Here is an 18,856-nt window from a genome sequence, read left to right on the forward strand (position 1 = left end):
GAGTCACATGATTCGAGTTGGATTAACTGGTTGGGGTGATCATCCTTCACTTTATAGTGGAGTGACTGCCTCAAAGGAAAAATTATTCGATTATACAGGTCATTTTTTAACGGTAGAAGTAGATACTTCTTTTTATGCCATACCTTCGATAGAGAATGTTCGGAAATGGTGTGTAGATACGCCAGAAAATTTTCGTTTTGTTGTGAAGGCTTATCAAGGGATGACTGGTCATTTACGTGGGGACATACCATTTGAATCGAAGAATGACATGTTTAATGCCTTTATCGAATGTGCTAATGAATTTAAACGTCATGGGAAGCTAGCGATGATACTAGCACAATTTCCACCATGGTTTGATTGTCAGGCCAAAAATGTTCAATATCTTTTGTATATTAGGCAGCAGCTCAAAGGCTTTGACGTAGCTATAGAGTTTCGCAATCGGACATGGTATGCGGACAATGTAGTGCAGCAAACGATGGATTTATTACGAGAGCATCAATTTATTCACACTATTTGTGATGAACCACAGGCTGGCGTAGGCTCTGTACCATTTTATCCTACTGTTACTGCGACTAAGGCACTTGTACGTATTCATGGACGTAACATTCATGGGTGGCGCAATACTGGTAATGCCGAAAACTGGCGCAAGGTTCGTTTTTTATATGATTATAATAGTGAAGAATTACAGCAGCTTGGTCAGCATGTGAAACGTCTCCAATCAGAGGTACAGGATCTGTATGTATTATTCAATAATAATTCAGGGCTCCATGCTGCTAAAAATGCAAAGGAGTTACAAGGGATTTTAGCGATTAGAGATGTAGGATTAGCGCCTAAACAATTAAACATGTTTGAAGGGGAACTATAATGGAATTTATTCTTTTAGCGATTATTGCATTATTTTCAGGGTTAATTGGCTCATTAGTTGGGCTCGGTGGAGGAATTATCTTAGTCCCTGCAACATTATTCATTGGATTAAATCTAGGGATGATTCCAGATATGACTCCCCAAAAAGTGGTTGGTTTATCTGTTGTCATGATGATTTTCACTGGTCTTGCCTCTACGTTAAGCTTTATGAAATCGAAAACAGTTGATTATAAAAGCGGTTTTATATTTTTCATAGGGAGTATTCCTGGGACAATGCTGGGGGCATGGGTAAATAAGGGATTAGATTTACCATCATTTAATTTATATTTTGGTATTTTATTGATCATTTTAGCGACGATATTACTTGTACGTGATCGATTGAAACCTGTAAAATGGTTTGTAAAAAATGGTGTGCAACAGGAATTCACGGATAATGAAGGAAATACTTTTGTATACGGCTATCCAATTTGGTTTGCCATTATATTAACATTTGGCATAGGCTTTGCCTCTGGATTATTTGGTATCGGTGGGGGCTCGATGATGGTGCCTGCTATGATTATTTTATTTTTGTTCCCACCACATGTGGCAGTGGCAACATCGATGTTTATGGTATTTCTATCGTCGCTTGTTAACTCAGCGAGTCATATTTATTTAGGGCATGTACCATGGCTCTATACAATACCAGTTATTCCAGGAGCTTATATTGGGGCAAAGCTTGGGGCAGCATTAAACAAAAGAATTAAATCGGATACTCTTGTAGTAGCACTTCGAGTTATTTTGTTGTTATTGGGAATTCGTTCTATTATCGAGGGTTTATTGTCAACTTGATTGGAAGTGTCTAGAAATCGACTTTATACAGACATTAAGGTCTGATGAGTTTATAGCACTTATACAGAAACAGAAGCTATTTTAAAGATGAGGTGGCTTTTATGCAGGAAAAAATTCATATTTTTCATACGAATGATTTGCACAGTCATTTTAAGTATTGGCCACGAATGCAAAGCTATGTGAAAGAGATGCGTAGCGGGCTTACAAACCTGGGGGAAACAAGTTATTTATTTGATGTCGGAGATCATTTAGATCGTTCAAATATTTATACAGAAGCAACAGTCGGTAAGGGCAATGTGATGTTATTGAATGAAGCTGGCTATGACGTAGTGACAATTGGTAATAATGAAGGGATAACATTGTCCCATGAGGAGCTATATCATCTGTATGATGAAGCAGCTTTTGATGTTGTCGTTGCTAATGTGTATGCCTCGCAAGGAACAAATCCAGCGTGGATGAAGCCGTATGTTGTATTAACAACTGCTCATGGTACAAAGCTTGCAGTTATTGCAGCCACTGCTATGTTTGAAATTTATTATAAGGAATTAAACTGGGAGATGAATGAGGCACGAAGTACACTCATTCACTTAGCACTGCAGCTCCGTAAAGAAGTAGATATTATTGTTTGTCTGTCACATTTAGGGATAACAGAGGATGAGCTTTTAGCGGAGGAATGCCCAGAAATTGATGTAATATTCGGCTCACATACACATCATGTTCTCCCGAATGGAAAACTAGTGAATGGCGTTTTATTAACAGGCGGAGGGAAATTTGGACAATATACTGGTCATCTTGTTGTAGAATATGATAAAAAAATGAGGAAGATTGTTGAAAAAAAGGATATATTAATTCATAATAAGGACTTGCCAACTGTTCAATACGAAAAAAGTATTGTACAGTCTTTTGAGGAAGAAGGTAAACGATTACTTGATATTCCAGTATTCATCACGAAAAAATCGTACAACAAGGAATGGTTCCATCATTCGCAATTATCAGATTTGTTTGCGCAGGCCATTATAGAAAAAAGTGGAGCTGACTGTGCGTTATTTAATGCGGGTATTTTTTTAGATGGTTTACCTAAAGGAACAGTGACTGCACTAGATTTGCATCGAATCTTCCCTCATCCTATAAATTTATGTACGATTGAATTATCAGTTGCTGAAATGAAAGAGATTTTTCAGGAATCTAAAAATGAAGAGTGGCCCTATATTGAGCTCAAAGGATTAGGGTTTAGAGGCGTTATCTTTGGAAAGATGCTGACTTATGGCTTTTCAATGAATGAGGATCGTCAATTACTTATCAATGGTAAGGTTGCAGATAACGATCGAATTTACAAATTAGTAACGCTGGATTTGTTTACGTTCGGTTATTTTTATCCAAGCTTTAAATATGCGAAGAAGAAATATATTCTACCAGAATTTTTACGAAATATTATGATAGATTATGGGCAAAGATTCTTTAAGCAATAGATAAAGATGCTTTAGAATGGAATGGGGAAGAGGTCATGCGATTAATTTCAATCGATGCAGTAAAAGAAGGAATGCTATTAGGGAGAACCATTTGGAATGAGGCAGGACACCCTCTTTTAAAGAAAGACGTTGTCATTAATGCACGTATTATTCAAAGACTGCAACAATTAAATACACATTATGTATATATAAATGATGAAATTTCTGAAGGTATTGAGGTTAAGGAAACCGTTCCAACTGTTATTCGAAATAAAGCCATTTCAACCATTAAAGAGTCTTTCCAATCAATCAATGGTTTAAATTCAGTAAATGCCTCTTATGTACTTGACAAGCAATCAAAAGCAATTATTTCAATTGTAGATGAGTTATTGTCTGCAATTAGTAGTAACGATGAAATTCTAACAATACTAACAGATGCTTATTTATTTGATGAATATTTATATCAACACTCCTTTCAAGTCACTCTTTATTCGATAGCAATTGCTAAAGAGCTTGGATATTCCGCTGAGGATTTACGTTTGATTGGGATTGGCGCTTTGTTACATGATGTTGGGAAGCTGATGGTACCAATAGAGATCCTAACAAAACCAGGGCAACTAACGAATGAGGAATTTGAAACGATGAAGCAGCATACTCGATATGGTTTTGATTTGTTACGTAATTTACATTCCATATCATTGCTTGTCGCACACTGTGCCTTCCAACATCATGAACGAATTGATGGGAGTGGCTATCCAAGGGGCTTAGTTGATTTTGAAATCCATCCGTTTGCAAAAATTATTGGTGTAGCAGACGTCTTTGATGCGGTGACTACAAGTCGTGTATATCGTGAAAAAATGCTACCTTCTCAGGGCCTAGCAATTGTAGAAGCAGGCTCTGGAACTATATACGATGCACGTATTGTGCAAGCATTGAAAAAGTCTGTTGTCCATTATCCAAACGGTGTTATTTTGAAATTATCAGATGGGAGTCGAGGTATTGTATCAAGACAAAATACATCTTGTGCAGCATTACCGTGGATTCGTATTTTTGAGAAGCAAAATCAAGTATTGGCAGCTACATATGAAATTAATTTAATGGACTACCCATCCGTAACAATTGAAAGTGTTGAAGCGGATTATATACCATAGAAAATCGAATAAACATCTCCTCTTGTTCATACGTTATGGAACAGGAGGAGATTTTTTTGTTTTTCCCTCGAAAAAGGATGAAATTACGATCATATAGCAATTCTGGAAACTATCGAAAAAAGGGAAGTCGATTAAATCGTTTAACCTTATTAATTGTATGTGTTATTGTTGGTGTTTTTTTATTTATTTATCTTCTAAATGAAAGGCTTATGCCAACCTATTTAGAGTATGCTGAAGTACAAACGAACAAGATTGCCTCTTATGTTGTCAGTAATGCCACATCAAATGTTTTAGATATTAATGATATTATTGTAGAAGTATCCCCTGGTGATAACTCTAATTTGAAAATTAATACAGAAATGATTAATCGAGTTCGTGCCGAAACGGTAAAGCAAGTAAAAATGAATTTAGAACAGGCAGAGCAAGGGGAGTTATCGGATTTACCAAATCTTGATAACATAGAATATGATTACAACAAGATGAAAGAGAAGGAAGGAATTGTATTTTATGTACCTATCAGCCAGGCGGCCAATATCCCTTTACTCGGGAATTTAGGACCTAAAATTCCAGTGCGCTTCCATGTAATTGGTAATGTGCATAGTGATGTTACTTCTTCAATAGAGGAATATGGTATTAATAGTGCATTTGTGAAGATAGGAATTCATTTAGAGGTAAATGTACAAATTATTGTCCCTTTTGCTAGTAAAACCGCTATAGTTTCTCAGGATATTCCAGTAGCAATGGGCATAGTGAAGGGTAAAGTGCCAAATGTTTATTCAAATGGAGAAGGAGCAACACAGCCGTCAATTGAAGTCCCTCTTACTAATGACCAATAGAAAAGTTACTGTGATAGTTGTTGGAGTTCATATATTATGTTACATTGACAACAGTGAAGATAGTTTTATAAAAATGCATATTTTTGATAGGGGCGATATTCGTATGACATCTTGTAAACCTACAAGCAAAGATAAAGAACAACATTTAAGAAAACCAGATTGGCTAAAAATAAAACTAAACACAAATGATGAATATAAAGGGCTAAAGAAGCTCATGCGTGAAAAAAATCTGCATACAGTTTGTGAAGAAGCACGCTGTCCTAATATTCATGAATGCTGGGGTGAACGACGTACAGCAACAATGATGATTCTTGGGTCGGTTTGTACGCGTGCTTGCCGTTTCTGTGCTGTTAAAACAGGTTTGCCAAATGAGTTAGACTTAGCAGAGCCAGAACGCGTAGCAGATTCAGTAGCTATTATGAACTTAAAGCACGTTGTTATTACAATGGTAGCACGTGATGACTTAAAGGATGGCGGTGCACAAGTATTAGCTGAAACAGTGCGTGCGATTCGTCGTAAAAGTCCGCTTACATCTGTTGAAGTATTACCATCTGATTTAGGTGGCTTGGAAGAAAACCTTCAAATTTTAATGGATGCGAAGCCAGATATTTTAAATCATAATATTGAAACAGTGCGTCGCTTAACGCCAAGAGTACGTGCACGTGCAAAATACGAGCGTTCATTAGAGTTTCTGCGTTTAGCAAAAGAAATGCAGCCAGATATCCCTACGAAGTCATCTTTAATGATTGGCTTAGGGGAAACAGAGGAAGAAATTATAGAAGTTATGGACGATCTACGAGCAAATGACGTAGATATTATGACAATTGGCCAATACTTACAACCAACGAAAAAGCATTTATCTGTCAAAAAGTATTATTCTCCAATAGAGTTTGGTAAACTGCGTAAAATAGCGATGGAAAAAGGTTTCAAGCATTGTGAAGCAGGTCCACTTGTACGTAGTAGCTATCATGCTGATGAACAAGTTAACGAAGCAACAAAAGCACGTCAGTTACATGCAGAACTGTAAAAACATATGTTGAAATAGAAGGTGGTGTCCCTTTGATTAATATTGAAGGATATGAATACGAGCTTATTGAAGATTACCGAGAAGCTTTTCAAGAAGAAGTGTTCAAGGAACGATACTCAGATATTTTAGCCAGATATGATTATATTGTGGGCGACTGGGGCTATAATCAATTGCGCTTAAAAGGCTTTTTTGACGATAAAAACCAGAAAGCTACGTTCGATACAAAAATTAGTACACTTCAAGATTACTTATACGAGTATTGTAATTTTGGCTGTGCATATTTTGTTTTGCACAAATCCGGTAAGTCTATTCAACAGCCAGAAGTTGTAGTGAGTGAAGCGAGCGAAGTGACAAAGCCTGTTGAGAATGAACGACTAGCAGAATAAACTTTTCAAGCCTGATGTAATTTGCATCAGGTTTTTATTTTGTAGTGATAGGTTTTTTTATAATTGGGAATAATAATAAATGATTAAAAAATGCTTTATTTTTTTATTACCAAAAATTAGGGATGTTATTTATTGAAACGTATACCATGTATATCGGTTGATTGGAGTGGAGACTGGGCGACTCCTTGGGAATCAGCGATAGAGGAACGCAGGCTAAAATCATCACGTCCTGTGATAACGCCTTCGTGACCAACATCCTGTTGCTAACGTAGCGGCAGCAAATGTTTTATCTGTGCGAAAGCGAAGCGTCAGCAACAACAAAAGCGGCTCATCGGACGCCCCCAGGAAGCTTTGCTCTGTGCGAAAGCGAAGCGTCAGCAACAAATGTTTTATCTGTGCGAAAGCGAAGCGTCAGCAACAAATGTTTTATCTGTGCGAAAGCGAAGCGTCAGCAACAAATGTTTTATCTGCGCGAAAGCGAAGCGTCAGCGGCAAATGTTTTATCTGTGCGAAAGCGAAGCGTCAGCAACAAATGTTTTATCTGTGCGAAAGCGAAGCGTCAGCAACAAATGTTTTATCTGTGCGAAAGCGAAGCGTCAGCGGCAAAGCGCCCAGTCGGAACGGAAATCAACCACACGTTATGGTGATGGGCCTGCATTTTTTGACTTTTATACCAACCTACTTATTTTATATTAAAGGTGTGTGTTGTTTAGATGAAAAAAGCTGTATTTTTGGACCGTGATGGGGTCATCAATGAAGTCTTAACGAATCGCGTTAAATTTGTGAATAAGCCTAAGGATCTTTATTTCCTGCCGCATGTCCCGGAAGCTATAAAAAAATTGAATAAGTACTTTGACTATATATTTGTGGTAACCAATCAAGGTGGGGTTGGATTAGGGTATATGAAAGAAACGCAGCTTCAAAAAATACATGAGCACATGATGAAGGAATTGAAGAAGGAAGGGGCTACTATTCATGAAGTCGTATATTGTCCCCATAAACCAAAGTCGGGCTGTGCCTGCCGCAAGCCCAATAGTAAATTAATCGTTGATCTGGGTGAAAAGTATAATATTAATTTAACACAATCCTATATGGTGGGAGATACGGATACAGATATTATAGCAGGTAAACGAGCAGGGACTAAGGGAGTATTCTTAGGTGAGAAAGATCCACTTGCCGATGCCGTTTTTCCAGATTTAATAAGTGCTGCTGTTTGGATTATAAAGGATACAACAGCATAATTCGATGTAGCAAAGCATCATCCAAGATACGTATAAATCCATTAAAAAAGGATAATTTATTTATTGGAGGTGATGAATTTGACTAAAGAAAAACGCAATAAAAAACCGTTAGACCGAGAAGAATATGGTTATGGCTTTGATATTAGTGTAGATGATTTAGCTGTCATTGGACAAAATCAACAAGCGAAAAAGCAAAATGATAATGAAAATAAAGACAAGCCTCACAATAAGGATAATCCTGCAATTGTAAATAATAATGAGTAGAATGGCCCGATAAATGCTCTCCATTCAGGTTTAAATTTGAGATATTTACAAAAAAATTTCGCTTACCTTCTGCCGAACGGTGCACAAAGCTACTATATGCTTGCAGAAAGAGCGGAATTTTTTTGTATTGAATCTTATTATGGAAGCATAAAAAAACACCCAATCAAGGGTGTTAGTTCAATAATTCACGTAAATATTCACGTAGTTCTACTGTATCTTCTTCTGTACGATTGTATACATGTTCTAGGTAGCCCGGCTCTTCTATATCATCTGGGCCAATTATAGCAAAGCGTCCAAATTGGATATCCATGACAAGCACTTTACCAAAGAAGCGACCTGATTGCAAAATGGCTAAATCATAACGTAACTTATTTCCAGCAAAACTAACAAAGCGTGTTTTCGTATCCTCTACATCATCATATAAAAAAAAGCGTTCCATCTTTTAATCTCCTTCCAGTCCTATAGATATGGTACTATAGAAGAGAAATGACTATCAACTTTTAAAGATTTGAATGGGGGCTTTCCTTGTGTATTTTGTAGATCGTAATAAAATCACAAAAAACTTACAGTATTTAGATGGACTATTAGAAATTTTAGAGTCAGAAGATAGCTGGCTAGAAAATGATATTAAGAAATTAGCAATCGAGCGAATTGGTCACAATGTGATGGAGTCAATGATGGATGTAGGAAATTTAATGATTGACGGCTTCATTATGCGTGATCCAGGAAGCTATGAGGATATTATTGATATTTTAATCGATGAAAAAGTCGTATCTACTGAAATGGAAGCACCACTAAAAGCAGTAGTTGGCTTACGTAAAATGCTTGTTCGTGAATTTATAGATGTAGATATTCAGGAAGTTGTAAATGTGTTAACAGCGAATCTATCTGTGTTAAAGCAATTTTCACCTGCCGTGAGTAGTTATTTAACAAATGAACTAGGCCCTGTTTCAGCATTTTTGCCAGAGGATCATCAATGAAAACGTACAAGGCATATTGCTTTGATTTAGATGGTACAGTCTACCGTGGAAAGGAAGCTATTCCTTCAGCGATTACTTTTATTCATCGTTTACAACAAGCAGGAATTGAGCCATTTTACGTAACAAACAATTCTTCTAAGACAAGAGAGCAGCTGCAGGAAGCTTTAAGCGCTATTGGTGTGGAAGCACCGTTAGAGCATATTTATTCTAGTGCATTAGTTACAGCGAAATATGTAGCGTTGAATTTCCCAGGCAAAAAAGTGGCCATGTTAGGTTCTGATGGTATACGTAAAGCGTTATTTAATGAAGGCATTGAACCTATCGAGGAAGAGCCGGAAGTATTTGTTATGGGGATTGACCGAAATCTAGATTATATGGCACTTGCAAAAGCGACGATTGCCGTGCAAAATGGAGCAACGTTTATCGCAACGAATCAAGATATTAAATTTCCTACAGAATATGGATTTCTCCCGGGGAATGGGTCCTTCGCCCGATTAGTAGGTGAGGTTGCAGACGTTGAGCCCATCTACATCGGTAAACCATCACCTGCAATGCTTGAAGTCATTGCGACAGAGCATAGCTTTGCAAAAGATGAGATGGTAATGATTGGCGATAATTATGACACAGATATAATGTGTGGCATTCGTTTTGGCTGTGACACAATCCATGTTAATACAGGTGTTACCCCAACAAAGGTTGTGCTAGAAAAAGAGCAGCAGCCTACTTATGTAGTGGAAGCTTTAGTTTAATTTCTTTCAGCAGGTGTTTGGACACCTGCTGAAAGAAGTTAAAGCCTCCGGACGCAATTATGCCGAGGTATAATTGATTAGTCTATTGGGACTAAACAAAAAAAAGGATGTTATGTCGAATTTTTTGGCATAACATCCTTTTCATATGTTCAAATTTATAAGTAGAAGGTTTTTCATTACCATAAAGGGTTATCTTCGATAAATTGATAAATAGCATTCGTCAACGCTTCAGGAGAATCTGCCTCAACTAATTCACCATTGACGATTGCGTAAAATGATTCTGAACACTTTGTACAGTAACTGAGGCAGCCATATTCCAAAACGTCAATGTTAGGATCGCGCTCTAGTATTTCAAAAGTTTTTTGAGAGCCATTTGCCAAATTACTTATACAAAATTCAACCATTGGATTCATACATGTCACCTCACCAAAGTAATGCTACTCGCTTTTAAAACATTCGTCAATGATTTAAATTTATCATGAACAACAGCAAATACTAAGTGCTATATTAGGACGTAAACAAAAATAAGCTACAGGGACAAGTGATTTGTGCAAGAATAAAGTAACAGAAAACAATATATTTGGCGTATTTTAAGTAGTAAATGATGCAAATATCGTTAGAAAAGAGCAAGTTATCAGTCATTTTGTGAAAACTTTCACAAAATTGCATTCTGATATTGTGAAACTTCTCACAATCGGTTATACTCATTTGTGGATACTTTGTGAACAATTATTACAAGAGATATAAAAGGAGACTATTATGGGTAAATTAGTACTTTTAGGTGGCGGCTACGGCAATATGCGTCTTATGCTTCGATTATTACCAAACATTCCATTAGACACAGAAGTTGTGCTAGTAGACAGAGCCCCTTTCCATAGTTTAAAAACAGAATTTTACGCATTAGCAGCAGGGACTGCAACAGATAAAGAAATTCGTGTAGATTTCCCAGAGCATGAACGTTTATCGGCTGTCTATGGAGAAGTCGTTGAAATTAATCGTGTGGAAAAAGTAGTCATTCTAGAAGATGGTCAACGTATTGAATATGATGATTTAGTAATTGGTCTTGGCTGTGAGGATAAATATCATGGTGTACCAGGTGCAGAGGAGTACACATATAGCATTCAGACAATGGCGAAATCACGTTCAACATTCCAATCACTTTGTGGTTTACCAGCAGGCTCTACAGTCGGAATTGTAGGTGCTGGCTTAAGTGGTATTGAGCTTGCAAGTGAGTTACGTGAAAGTCGATCAGATTTAAAAATAAAGCTATTCGACCGTGGTCCTCGTATTTTGAAGGACTTCCCAGAAAAGTTAAGTAAATACGTGAAAGACTGGTTTGTGAAACATAATGTTGAAGTCATTGCCAATTCAAATATTACAAAAATTGAGCAAGGTAAAATTTACAATCACGAAGAAGAAATTGCACTCGATACTGTAGTTTGGACTGCTGGTGTACAGCCTGTCAAAATTGTTCGCGATTTGGGAGTTGAAAAAGATAAACAAGGTCGTCCACTTGTAACACAATATTTCAATCTTCTTGATGATGAGCATGTATATGTTGTAGGTGACTGTGCTGCTTCAGATTTACCTCCAACTGCTCAGTTAGCTGAGGAGCAAGCAGAACAAATCGTCAAAGTACTTCGCATGCGTTGGAAAGGCGAAAACTTACCTGAGAAAATGCCTGACATTAAATTAAAAGGTTTCATGGGAGCCCTTGGTAAAAAACAAGGCTTTGTATATTTAGCAGATACAACAGTAACAGGACGTATTGCTCGCTTGATGAAATCAGGATTATTATGGTATTACAAACGTCAAAATGATTAATTCGTTGAGCCTTATAAAAAGGGATTGTTTCGAAATAAATTTCGAAGCAATCCCTTATTTTTTATCCCGCATTAACGGGCAGTAATTTATCTGTACCAAAAGCGAAGCGTCAGGTACAAGAATCTCACTTCAAAATTCATCGAAAGCAAAGAAATTAGGGGGAAGATGAACGGCCCGTAAAGGCCCGATTGGTTAGGGGCAACAGGATGTTGGTCACACAAGGGTTTTCACAGGATGTGAAGGTTTTAGCTTGTGTTCATTTATCCAGTGGGGATAAAGAACCCCCACTGATTAAAGTTTCATTTTATACAGTTTCGTCTGGCGTGAAGCCTAAGTTTTCAAGTGTTGTGAATACAGGCTTTAACTGCACATAGCCTTCCCCTACAACTTCATCATTTATAAGAACAAGAGGATAGAAAAATTCATCTTCCTGAATACGTGTAGCATAATCTTGATCGCGCTCATTCTCAATTGGTCCTTCTATATCGATATAGCGAATATCATATGCTTGGTTTGGATATTTTCGATCTATGGCCGCTTGTAGCCACTCATATGTATCCTTTGAAGATGGCGCATTGACACAGCTCGCGCAAATTACTGCTGTTCCATAAATTTCAATCATCGGTTTTGTTTGTTCCATAGTATTTCCTCTCCTTGTGATTCTATATTGGATTTTTTCTGTTGCTAACATTATAATCATTATAAGGAAAGGAGTCGAGACAAATGGCTGAAGCAACAATTACCGACCAAGTTCAAGAAGTATTAGATAAATTACGCCCATTCTTACTACGTGACGGTGGAGACTGTGAATTAGTAGATATAGAAGACGGCATTGTAAAATTACGTTTATTAGGTGCATGTGGTAGTTGCCCAAGTTCAACAATTACACTGAAAGCTGGTATCGAACGTGCATTATTAGAAGAAGTACCAGGTATAATTGAAGTTGAGCAAGTATTCTAATCGATTGATTATAAAAAAGTTCTAGCTGATTTCTCAGACTAGAACTTTTTTTCTTATATTTGGCGAGCGTGTTCTTTTTCCTCGCGAATAATTGCCCATTGTTCTTTAGCCATATCGATTATTTTTGCTTCTCCGCCATGACTTTGCTTTTCAATAACTTTTGAAAAGAAGCGTGTCGCATTTTCTAAATCACCGATACGTCGTGATAATTCGGCAATCATATACATAATTCGTACGTCTGACATTTGAGTTGAGCTATAATCCTCAGTGGAATAAGAATCCATATAGTAATCTCTAGCCAGTGTCATAAAGCGTTGTTCTTGGCCTTCGTTTTTAAGTGAACGATATAACCAGGCAAGACGCAAGGTAAGTCCCGCTATTGCGACAAATTTTTCTTTTTTTATTGTACCGCAAAGAAATGCTAATTTATAAGCTTGTATCGCTTGGAATACAGTGCGCTCTCCTTTAAAATCATGATGAACCCATTTTTCAGTAATGTGCGCGCGAATTTCATCTTGTGTGCCAGGCGCAAAATATTTTGTAAAGTCTTCTGTAAATGAAAAGCCGCAATGCTCACAAACAAATACATTATAATAAAGGGCATTTACACCGTCTGCATAGATAGGGTGAAAATCTGTTTCTGTATGATCTACTTTTATGAATTTAGAGCGTACTTTTAATGTTGGAAATTCTTTTTGACAATTATGACATTGAATTTTTTTTTCGTAATAAGGTGAAATCTCCATATTTTATACCTCTTTCATTGACTTAGTATAACTATTATACCAAGGTAGTTTTTATAAACATGAATAAAAAATACCTATAATGTGAAAAATATTAGAATTTTTACTAAAAACCCTCTTGAGCTGAATGTTTGTCATACAATAGTCAAAATTGATATGATAATAAATAAGGAAGGTGATTGGGATGACAAGTAAGCAAGTAATTGAAGTTACTGAAGCTGCAATCTTTCATATTAATGAAATGATGGAGCACAATGAAGAGCAAGGATCTTTTTTACGTGTAGTTGTTAATGGTGGCGGATGCAGCGGTCTATCGTATGGCATGCATTTTGATAAAGAGAAAAAAGAAGATGATTTTGAAGATATACAACATGGTTTAACAATTCTTGTTTCCCGTGAAGATGCGCCGATTATAATGGGAACAAAAATTGACTATAAACAATCGCTAATGGGCGGTGGCTTCACCATCGATAATCCAAATGCAATCGCATCATGCGGCTGTGGCACGTCATTTAAAACAGCAAAACGCGAAGGTACACCTGAGATTTGTGATTAATTTAGTTGAACGGACAGTAGAACGTCATGCTTACGTATTTATACCGACTAGTTGTTAGTTGGTTTTTATCGGATATATGAATATTTACGCTAAACTGCGCTTTCTTACGTATTGAAAAACGATACGGAAGGGAGCGCTTTTTTATGTCTGAAAACCGTTCTATTAAACGACGTAGAGCAAGAGTAGAGACACGGGAAAATGAATCGATTACGACCGTTCATAGAATCGGTCTGTCTGACGCATGGAATTATTTCATTACTGCTAAGATTGGCGAAGGTATCCGAAGAAGGACGCAAGAGGATTATTCGAACACATGGCGTTATTTTACCGAATGGTTATTCGAGGCTGATTATAAAGTTCGTTATGTAAACGATATTACATCGACAATGTGCCGTGATTACATTCGATATTTAACAGAAGAAGCACCGCGTTTTAAGAATCACAAATACATGAGCGGTGACTACGGCAAAGGTTTGTCGTCTGCAACTATTAATATGCGGATTAGAGCTTTAAAAGTGGCCTTTAACTTTTGGAAGGCGGAGAATATGGTACGCATAAGTCCGATGGATAATATCAGATGCCAAAAAGATGATGTAGATAAAATAGAATCGTTTACAGATGAACAAATTGAAGCATTAATAAACGCCTGCGATCGACGAACTTACGTAGGATTCCGCGATTATGTTTTTCAAATCTGTCTATTGGATACGGGAATGCGAATGAATGAATTGCTTTCGATTACACCTGAATCAATTGACGTTAAGACTCGTTGTATTCATTTAGGTGCGGAGTTTAATAAAAATCGTCGATATAGAGTTGTTCCAATATCGCAGGATACATTAAAACTTCTATTTGAGTTGGTAGACGAGAATAAGCAACATTTCCCGGAATCTAAACGTATTTTCTTGTCTTGTTACGGTGAAGAAGTGCGAGATACGCAGATGAATAAACGTTTAAAGTATTACGGAGATGTTACTGGGGTAGGTAAAGAAATTCGAAGTACCGCACATACCTGGAGACATACGTTTGCCCGCAATTTCATTTTAAATGGTGGTGATCCGTATACACTAATGCGAATTTTAGGACATTCCAGTATTTCAATGACTCGCAGGTATGTCCAGATGACTGACGGTGATGTACAGGTTAAGCACTTAGAGTATTCACCTTTACGGAAATTGAGAACAAAGCTCCGTAAATAAAAAAAGAAAAAGCCTAGCGCTCGCAACGCTAGACCTTTCTTAATCCGATTTAACACAAATATGCCTGCCAGCATAAGTGTTTCACTCATAACTTAATACGAGCGATTTTAGATGCCTTCATTCTACTTTAAAAAAATTAGAATGTCAAAGGCCTGCTTTCCTATTGTCTTTTTTAGGAACGCTCACTGACGAGAAGCCGTTTAAGCGTCATTAAAAAACACGTCAGGTTACGCCGAGCCAACGCAGTAAATTCGGCTATATCACAGGTCAAGCTGTTTCCTTGTTTACGGTTGTGATGAAGGCGCGCATCTGCCAATTGAAAAGGTGCGGTGGATTATCGGCTGTTACGGCAGGGTAATCGCACTCATGCGGACAAGCTTCACGACAACCGCATACGCAGGACGATAATTGCGTAAGAGTGTGACAGACGAAAGTCTGCTACGAAACAAGGCGACGAGCAACCTCAATAAATCTCCATGACGTTGAATGATCGCGTAGTTACTTTATGTCTATGACTCTTTTTTGAGTTTTAGATATAAGGTAACAACTTTGCGCCAATTTCCTAATTTCATCAGCCATTCTGTTGAAAAATCGGGTTCTGTTGTCAAGCGTAAAACTATTAAAAGCCTTATACCCATTGGGTTAGATATTAGTCTGTTTGACACGCATTGGATGCGCACCTTACAATGAAAAAAGAAAGACGCAAACAAGGAGGAAGCCGAATGGGAGCATGGGGAATCAAAGCATTGGAAAGCGATGAAGGGTTGGATATACTGACAGCGATCGAGGACTTGCTTCCTCGTGACACGTTGGATTTGGGCGAATTGATGGCGAAGTTTCGAGAAGACGATTTCCTTTATGACGAAACAGTACTTGCCCTCGCAGAGCTGTATATCGAGTTCCAGGAGAATGGCAGCATGGACTACGATCATGAGGAGGAGCACTCCTTGACACAAGTACGGGCGTTCACAGCAGATCGAGCCGCGCTTGGGTCTTTGCTGAAGCATTTGAATGTGATTTGGGCTGATATTGAGGGAGACTGCGAGGGGGATCTGGCGGAGCTGTGGCGAGAATCGTCGAGCTGGGACGAATGGCGGGCACATGTGCAGCAGCTAATTGCCAAGTTGGAGGCACGGCTTCACAGCCTTGGATAGCATAAAAAACTCTCCCAACTCCAATAACATTTCTCTCTATCCCTGAACAAAATAAAAAGAGCGCAGCCAATTAGTCGGCTTGCGCTTTTTCTTCGTTATCATATACAAATACATCGCATATATCGTAGCTGCGCGTATCATCTAGCTCATTCATAGCGTCCAAGATTGCGCCAAGTGTCGCAAATGTAATACTCTTTGAATTTCCTTTTACAATATCATATAACGTTGCTGGACGTATCTTAGCTTGTACTGCGATTGCGTTTCGTGTTAGTTTGCGGTTACCTTCCAAAGTTTCATTAAGTGTTATTCTAATTTTCATATTATCACCTCTAGTACGTATTATAACACGCAAATACACCTTTTAAATCTTTTTACGTATTACTCTTGACGTAATATATGAGCCATGATATATTAATATTACGTAATAAGTAATACTTTAAAAGTATGATTTAGTTTAGGGGTGTGAGCATATGAAGCAAGCAACGACACGTAAGGCATCAGCGCAGTCGTTTGAGCGTGGTTATATCAAATCGTATGTAAAGTTACTCACGGAACAAGCGACTAACACAACGCAAAAGGTGGAGGGATACTTCTTCGCAGATGATGGCTCGGAAGATGATTTGAAAACCTGTTATTACGGGGCTACAGCATTATATGTAGCAATTGGAACATTTGTTTTTGTAGCAATTAATAAATAGGAGGTTTTACAAATGAATCAAACGATTGAACACGTAACTCTAGACGACAACTACTCAGTGACAATGGTAACAACGCAATTGATGGAAGGTGTACAGCTAATTACTTGCGCAGATGAATGTGAGGCTACGTTAATGATTAATGATCAGGATATCAATCTAGTTTATACAACAGAATTAGCGAATATCATAGGGAATCTTAGCGACTATACAGCGGAGCAACTTCTATTGGCATTGGCGCAAGTTGATCGCTTAGCTTCATAATACGTAATTTCAAGCCGAAAACTACGGTATCAGCTGCCGATACAGGAATTTGATACGGTGAATTATACGGAGTTTGTTCCGGATGACGTTAAATCACGCTTAAAATGACGTTATTCCATTCTAAATAAGTGTGATGACGTTATCTATGACGTCATTTGTACCTGAATAAACGATTGGGGGAGTTAATATGTGCGAGTACCATTCAAAATTTAACGGATTATTGTCGGAATTAAACAACCAGCGAGGCATATTAACTAAAGAGTTGTCTCGTCTAGATAAGTATATTAGTAGTATGTATCACGACTTAGAGGGAATTGATCCATCGGAAGAATTTGCTCTAAGCTTTGTTACTCAATTACATGAAACGCTTAAAAAGCGCCGAGTAGTGAAGGATGAAATGGCTCGCTTGGATGCGGTTTTAAATCCACTACGTAATGTAACAGGGGAAATTGAATCGTCGGTAAACACTCGTAAGAAAGTTAGCAGACGCTGGAAAAGAGATTTTAAAATGACGTTAACGTTAGAGGAAGTAATAACGACTTCTAATTGACCTTGGACGATATATTAGGTGAAATGTTATTAGTAAACTCACTCACGCCAACGAGTTGAGTCGTCCGTTTTGCGCCAACATTACGGGCAATAAATACGCTAGAGTCAGCGCCAACTGGCTTTAGGGAAAGGCTATCGCGCCAACGGTAGCAAATAAGCTAGGCAAAATGTTCAGTAACCTTTATATAAATTATTTAAACTGTATTACCAATTTATGTGAAATATAATATCGATAATGATGTCTAAATTATTAATTGAATATAGCCTATTGCCCTTTGCTCTATTTATCACACGAATAAAATACTACAAATGGAGGTGAAAAAATGGATAACTGTAGTAACTGTAATAAACGTTCCTGTTTATGTGGAAGCCAAATAGGACCATTCACAGCAGTCGATCTCTGTGGAATTACGGGCTCTATTCCTCCTGTAATACCAACAGCATGTAGCGGTCTTTGCGAATATGGTTATATATATAATCTAGGTCCTGAAACTGTAGCTGTAGAGGCAGATATTATTTTTGATTCGACAGGTATAGTTACACCGGGTATTACGCATGTACCAGGAACCTCTCAAATTTTTGTTACCACACCGGGAATCTACGAGGTTACTTTCATCGTATCAGGTGTTGAAGATTGCCAATTCACACTATATTTAAATGGTGCACCGGTTACGCAAGCAGTCTATGGTTCAGGAGCTGGTACTCAACAAAACACAGGTCAGGTAATAATTTCTATACCATCCGGCGGGTTTCTTACACTTAGGAATCATTCTTCTGCCGCAGCAGTAATTCTTCAAACTTTAGCAGGAGGCACACAAATAAACGTAAATGCTTCTATTCTCCTTAAAATGTTAAGTCCTATTGTCTAGAGATATAAAACTCTCTTCATTTCAAAACTTCAATAGATTTCATAGTTAGGAGTGATTAACCTTTTGGGTAGGAATTACTCCTTTTTTTCTTTAAACAATATGTTTCAGATATTCATTCAATATAGCGATGAAATTTAAAATTCCACTTTGGTATAACTGTTTAAAGTAACCTTGACGAAACAAACGTTTAAGAAGATAAAAGATATTACGAGTCTTTGCTAACGCAAATCCTCTACGTCAGCTAAAGCCTCCGTCTCATTACATTATTG

General features: G+C 37.6%; 26 protein-coding genes. 21 read left to right on the forward strand and 5 right to left on the reverse strand.

The genetic code is table 11. The features are described 5' to 3' along the window. The first annotated feature begins 7 nt into the window (after positions 1 to 7). From ACB089_RS04555 to ACB089_RS04600, 10 genes are all read left to right on the forward strand, one after another. A complete protein-coding gene (locus ACB089_RS04555; protein ID WP_374965479.1) occupies positions 8 to 865 on the forward strand; it encodes a DUF72 domain-containing protein in 858 nt (285 codons plus the stop codon). After that, positions 865 to 1,692, forward strand: a complete 828-nt coding sequence (locus ACB089_RS04560) for a sulfite exporter TauE/SafE family protein (RefSeq protein WP_374965480.1) — start codon at positions 865 to 867, stop codon at positions 1,690 to 1,692. Before ACB089_RS04555 ends, ACB089_RS04560 begins: the two co-directional genes overlap by 1 nt. A gap of 101 nt (positions 1,693 to 1,793) precedes the next feature. Then, positions 1,794 to 3,161 carry a bifunctional metallophosphatase/5'-nucleotidase gene (locus tag ACB089_RS04565; protein ID WP_374965481.1) on the forward strand — a complete coding sequence of 456 codons (1,368 nt, stop codon included), beginning with the start codon at positions 1,794 to 1,796 and terminating at the stop codon, positions 3,159 to 3,161. A 35-nt stretch (positions 3,162 to 3,196) separates the two neighbouring features. Next, entirely contained in the window at positions 3,197 to 4,291 is a 1,095-nt protein-coding gene (locus ACB089_RS04570; RefSeq protein ID WP_374965482.1) for an HD-GYP domain-containing protein, read from the forward strand. A 35-nt stretch (positions 4,292 to 4,326) separates the two neighbouring features. After that, a complete protein-coding gene (gene yunB / locus ACB089_RS04575) occupies positions 4,327 to 5,127 on the forward strand; it encodes a sporulation protein YunB (protein WP_374965483.1) in 801 nt (266 codons plus the stop codon). 103 nt (positions 5,128 to 5,230) lie between these two features. Continuing rightward, positions 5,231 to 6,154: a lipoyl synthase gene (lipA, locus tag ACB089_RS04580; protein WP_368637812.1), complete on the forward strand. Its 924-nt coding sequence runs from the start codon at positions 5,231 to 5,233 to the stop codon at positions 6,152 to 6,154. Positions 6,155 to 6,186: 32 nt separating this feature from the next. Beyond that, positions 6,187 to 6,540, forward strand: a complete 354-nt coding sequence (locus ACB089_RS04585; RefSeq protein WP_374965484.1) for a YutD family protein — start codon at positions 6,187 to 6,189, stop codon at positions 6,538 to 6,540. A gap of 281 nt (positions 6,541 to 6,821) precedes the next feature. Further along, on the forward strand, positions 6,822 to 7,187 hold the full coding sequence (locus ACB089_RS04590; protein WP_374965485.1) for a hypothetical protein: 366 nt from the start codon (positions 6,822 to 6,824) through the stop codon (positions 7,185 to 7,187). A 66-nt stretch (positions 7,188 to 7,253) separates the two neighbouring features. After that, a complete protein-coding gene (locus ACB089_RS04595) occupies positions 7,254 to 7,781 on the forward strand; it encodes a D-glycero-alpha-D-manno-heptose-1,7-bisphosphate 7-phosphatase (protein WP_374965486.1) in 528 nt (175 codons plus the stop codon). 72 nt (positions 7,782 to 7,853) lie between these two features. Beyond that, positions 7,854 to 8,045 carry a hypothetical protein gene (locus ACB089_RS04600; protein WP_175401764.1) on the forward strand — a complete coding sequence of 64 codons (192 nt, stop codon included), beginning with the start codon at positions 7,854 to 7,856 and terminating at the stop codon, positions 8,043 to 8,045. Between the two features lie 172 nt (positions 8,046 to 8,217). Here ACB089_RS04600 and ACB089_RS04605 read toward each other — a convergent pair whose 3' ends face one another. Beyond that, entirely contained in the window at positions 8,218 to 8,484 is a 267-nt protein-coding gene (locus ACB089_RS04605; protein WP_100546184.1) for a DUF3055 domain-containing protein, read from the reverse strand. A gap of 88 nt (positions 8,485 to 8,572) precedes the next feature. On the opposite strand from ACB089_RS04605, the gene ACB089_RS04610 reads away from it, so the two are divergent. Beyond that, positions 8,573 to 9,025 (forward strand): DUF86 domain-containing protein, encoded by a 453-nt coding sequence (locus ACB089_RS04610; RefSeq protein ID WP_374965487.1) that lies wholly within the window; start codon positions 8,573 to 8,575, stop codon positions 9,023 to 9,025. Next, positions 9,022 to 9,774 carry a TIGR01457 family HAD-type hydrolase gene (locus ACB089_RS04615; RefSeq protein WP_374965488.1) on the forward strand — a complete coding sequence of 251 codons (753 nt, stop codon included), beginning with the start codon at positions 9,022 to 9,024 and terminating at the stop codon, positions 9,772 to 9,774. Before ACB089_RS04610 ends, ACB089_RS04615 begins: the two co-directional genes overlap by 4 nt. Before the next feature lie 176 nt (positions 9,775 to 9,950). Here ACB089_RS04615 and ACB089_RS04620 read toward each other — a convergent pair whose 3' ends face one another. Beyond that, positions 9,951 to 10,187, reverse strand: a complete 237-nt coding sequence (locus ACB089_RS04620; protein WP_368637806.1) for a YuzB family protein — start codon at positions 10,185 to 10,187, stop codon at positions 9,951 to 9,953. 346 nt (positions 10,188 to 10,533) lie between these two features. Between ACB089_RS04620 and ACB089_RS04625 the strand changes: the two genes are divergently transcribed. After that, complete coding sequence (locus tag ACB089_RS04625; protein ID WP_374965489.1) at positions 10,534 to 11,598, forward strand: NAD(P)/FAD-dependent oxidoreductase; 1,065 nt, start codon at positions 10,534 to 10,536, stop codon at positions 11,596 to 11,598. A 304-nt stretch (positions 11,599 to 11,902) separates the two neighbouring features. Here ACB089_RS04625 and ACB089_RS04630 read toward each other — a convergent pair whose 3' ends face one another. Further along, positions 11,903 to 12,238, reverse strand: a complete 336-nt coding sequence (locus ACB089_RS04630; RefSeq protein WP_374965490.1) for a YuzD family protein — start codon at positions 12,236 to 12,238, stop codon at positions 11,903 to 11,905. Between the two features lie 83 nt (positions 12,239 to 12,321). Between ACB089_RS04630 and ACB089_RS04635 the strand changes: the two genes are divergently transcribed. Then, entirely contained in the window at positions 12,322 to 12,558 is a 237-nt protein-coding gene (locus tag ACB089_RS04635; protein WP_374965491.1) for a NifU family protein, read from the forward strand. Between the two features lie 53 nt (positions 12,559 to 12,611). Here ACB089_RS04635 and ACB089_RS04640 read toward each other — a convergent pair whose 3' ends face one another. Then, the gene (locus ACB089_RS04640; protein ID WP_374965492.1) at positions 12,612 to 13,304 is read right to left on the reverse strand and encodes a DUF2225 domain-containing protein; all 693 of its coding nucleotides are present in this window, start codon (positions 13,302 to 13,304) and stop codon (positions 12,612 to 12,614) included. A 181-nt stretch (positions 13,305 to 13,485) separates the two neighbouring features. Here ACB089_RS04640 and ACB089_RS04645 point away from each other — a divergent pair, with 181 nt between their 5' ends. From ACB089_RS04645 to ACB089_RS04655, 3 genes are all read left to right on the forward strand, one after another. Further along, complete coding sequence (locus ACB089_RS04645) at positions 13,486 to 13,857, forward strand: HesB/IscA family protein (protein WP_368637803.1); 372 nt, start codon at positions 13,486 to 13,488, stop codon at positions 13,855 to 13,857. Positions 13,858 to 14,000: 143 nt separating this feature from the next. Continuing rightward, on the forward strand, positions 14,001 to 15,056 hold the full coding sequence (locus ACB089_RS04650; protein WP_374965493.1) for a tyrosine-type recombinase/integrase: 1,056 nt from the start codon (positions 14,001 to 14,003) through the stop codon (positions 15,054 to 15,056). A gap of 722 nt (positions 15,057 to 15,778) precedes the next feature. Further along, complete coding sequence (locus ACB089_RS04655) at positions 15,779 to 16,210, forward strand: DUF4259 domain-containing protein (protein ID WP_374965494.1); 432 nt, start codon at positions 15,779 to 15,781, stop codon at positions 16,208 to 16,210. A 70-nt stretch (positions 16,211 to 16,280) separates the two neighbouring features. Here the strand turns inward: ACB089_RS04655 and ACB089_RS04660 are convergent, their stop codons facing one another. Next, entirely contained in the window at positions 16,281 to 16,529 is a 249-nt protein-coding gene (locus tag ACB089_RS04660) for an XRE family transcriptional regulator (RefSeq protein WP_374965495.1), read from the reverse strand. 151 nt (positions 16,530 to 16,680) lie between these two features. On the opposite strand from ACB089_RS04660, the gene ACB089_RS04665 reads away from it, so the two are divergent. The 4 genes from ACB089_RS04665 (at position 16,681) to ACB089_RS04680 (ending at position 18,587) form a co-directional block, all read left to right on the forward strand. Further along, positions 16,681 to 16,908, forward strand: a complete 228-nt coding sequence (locus tag ACB089_RS04665; protein ID WP_374965496.1) for a hypothetical protein — start codon at positions 16,681 to 16,683, stop codon at positions 16,906 to 16,908. 12 nt (positions 16,909 to 16,920) lie between these two features. Further along, positions 16,921 to 17,169: a hypothetical protein gene (locus ACB089_RS04670; protein WP_374965497.1), complete on the forward strand. Its 249-nt coding sequence runs from the start codon at positions 16,921 to 16,923 to the stop codon at positions 17,167 to 17,169. A 187-nt stretch (positions 17,170 to 17,356) separates the two neighbouring features. Beyond that, entirely contained in the window at positions 17,357 to 17,719 is a 363-nt protein-coding gene (locus ACB089_RS04675) for a hypothetical protein (protein WP_374965498.1), read from the forward strand. 322 nt (positions 17,720 to 18,041) lie between these two features. Then, entirely contained in the window at positions 18,042 to 18,587 is a 546-nt protein-coding gene (locus ACB089_RS04680; RefSeq protein ID WP_374965499.1) for a collagen-like protein, read from the forward strand. The last annotated feature ends 269 nt before the right edge of the window (positions 18,588 to 18,856 follow it).

Origin of the sequence: Lysinibacillus sp. RS10 (assembly GCF_041956855.1) — a bacterium.
In the GTDB taxonomy this organism is placed as follows: Bacteria; Bacillota; Bacilli; order Bacillales_A; family Planococcaceae; genus Lysinibacillus; species Lysinibacillus xylanilyticus_A.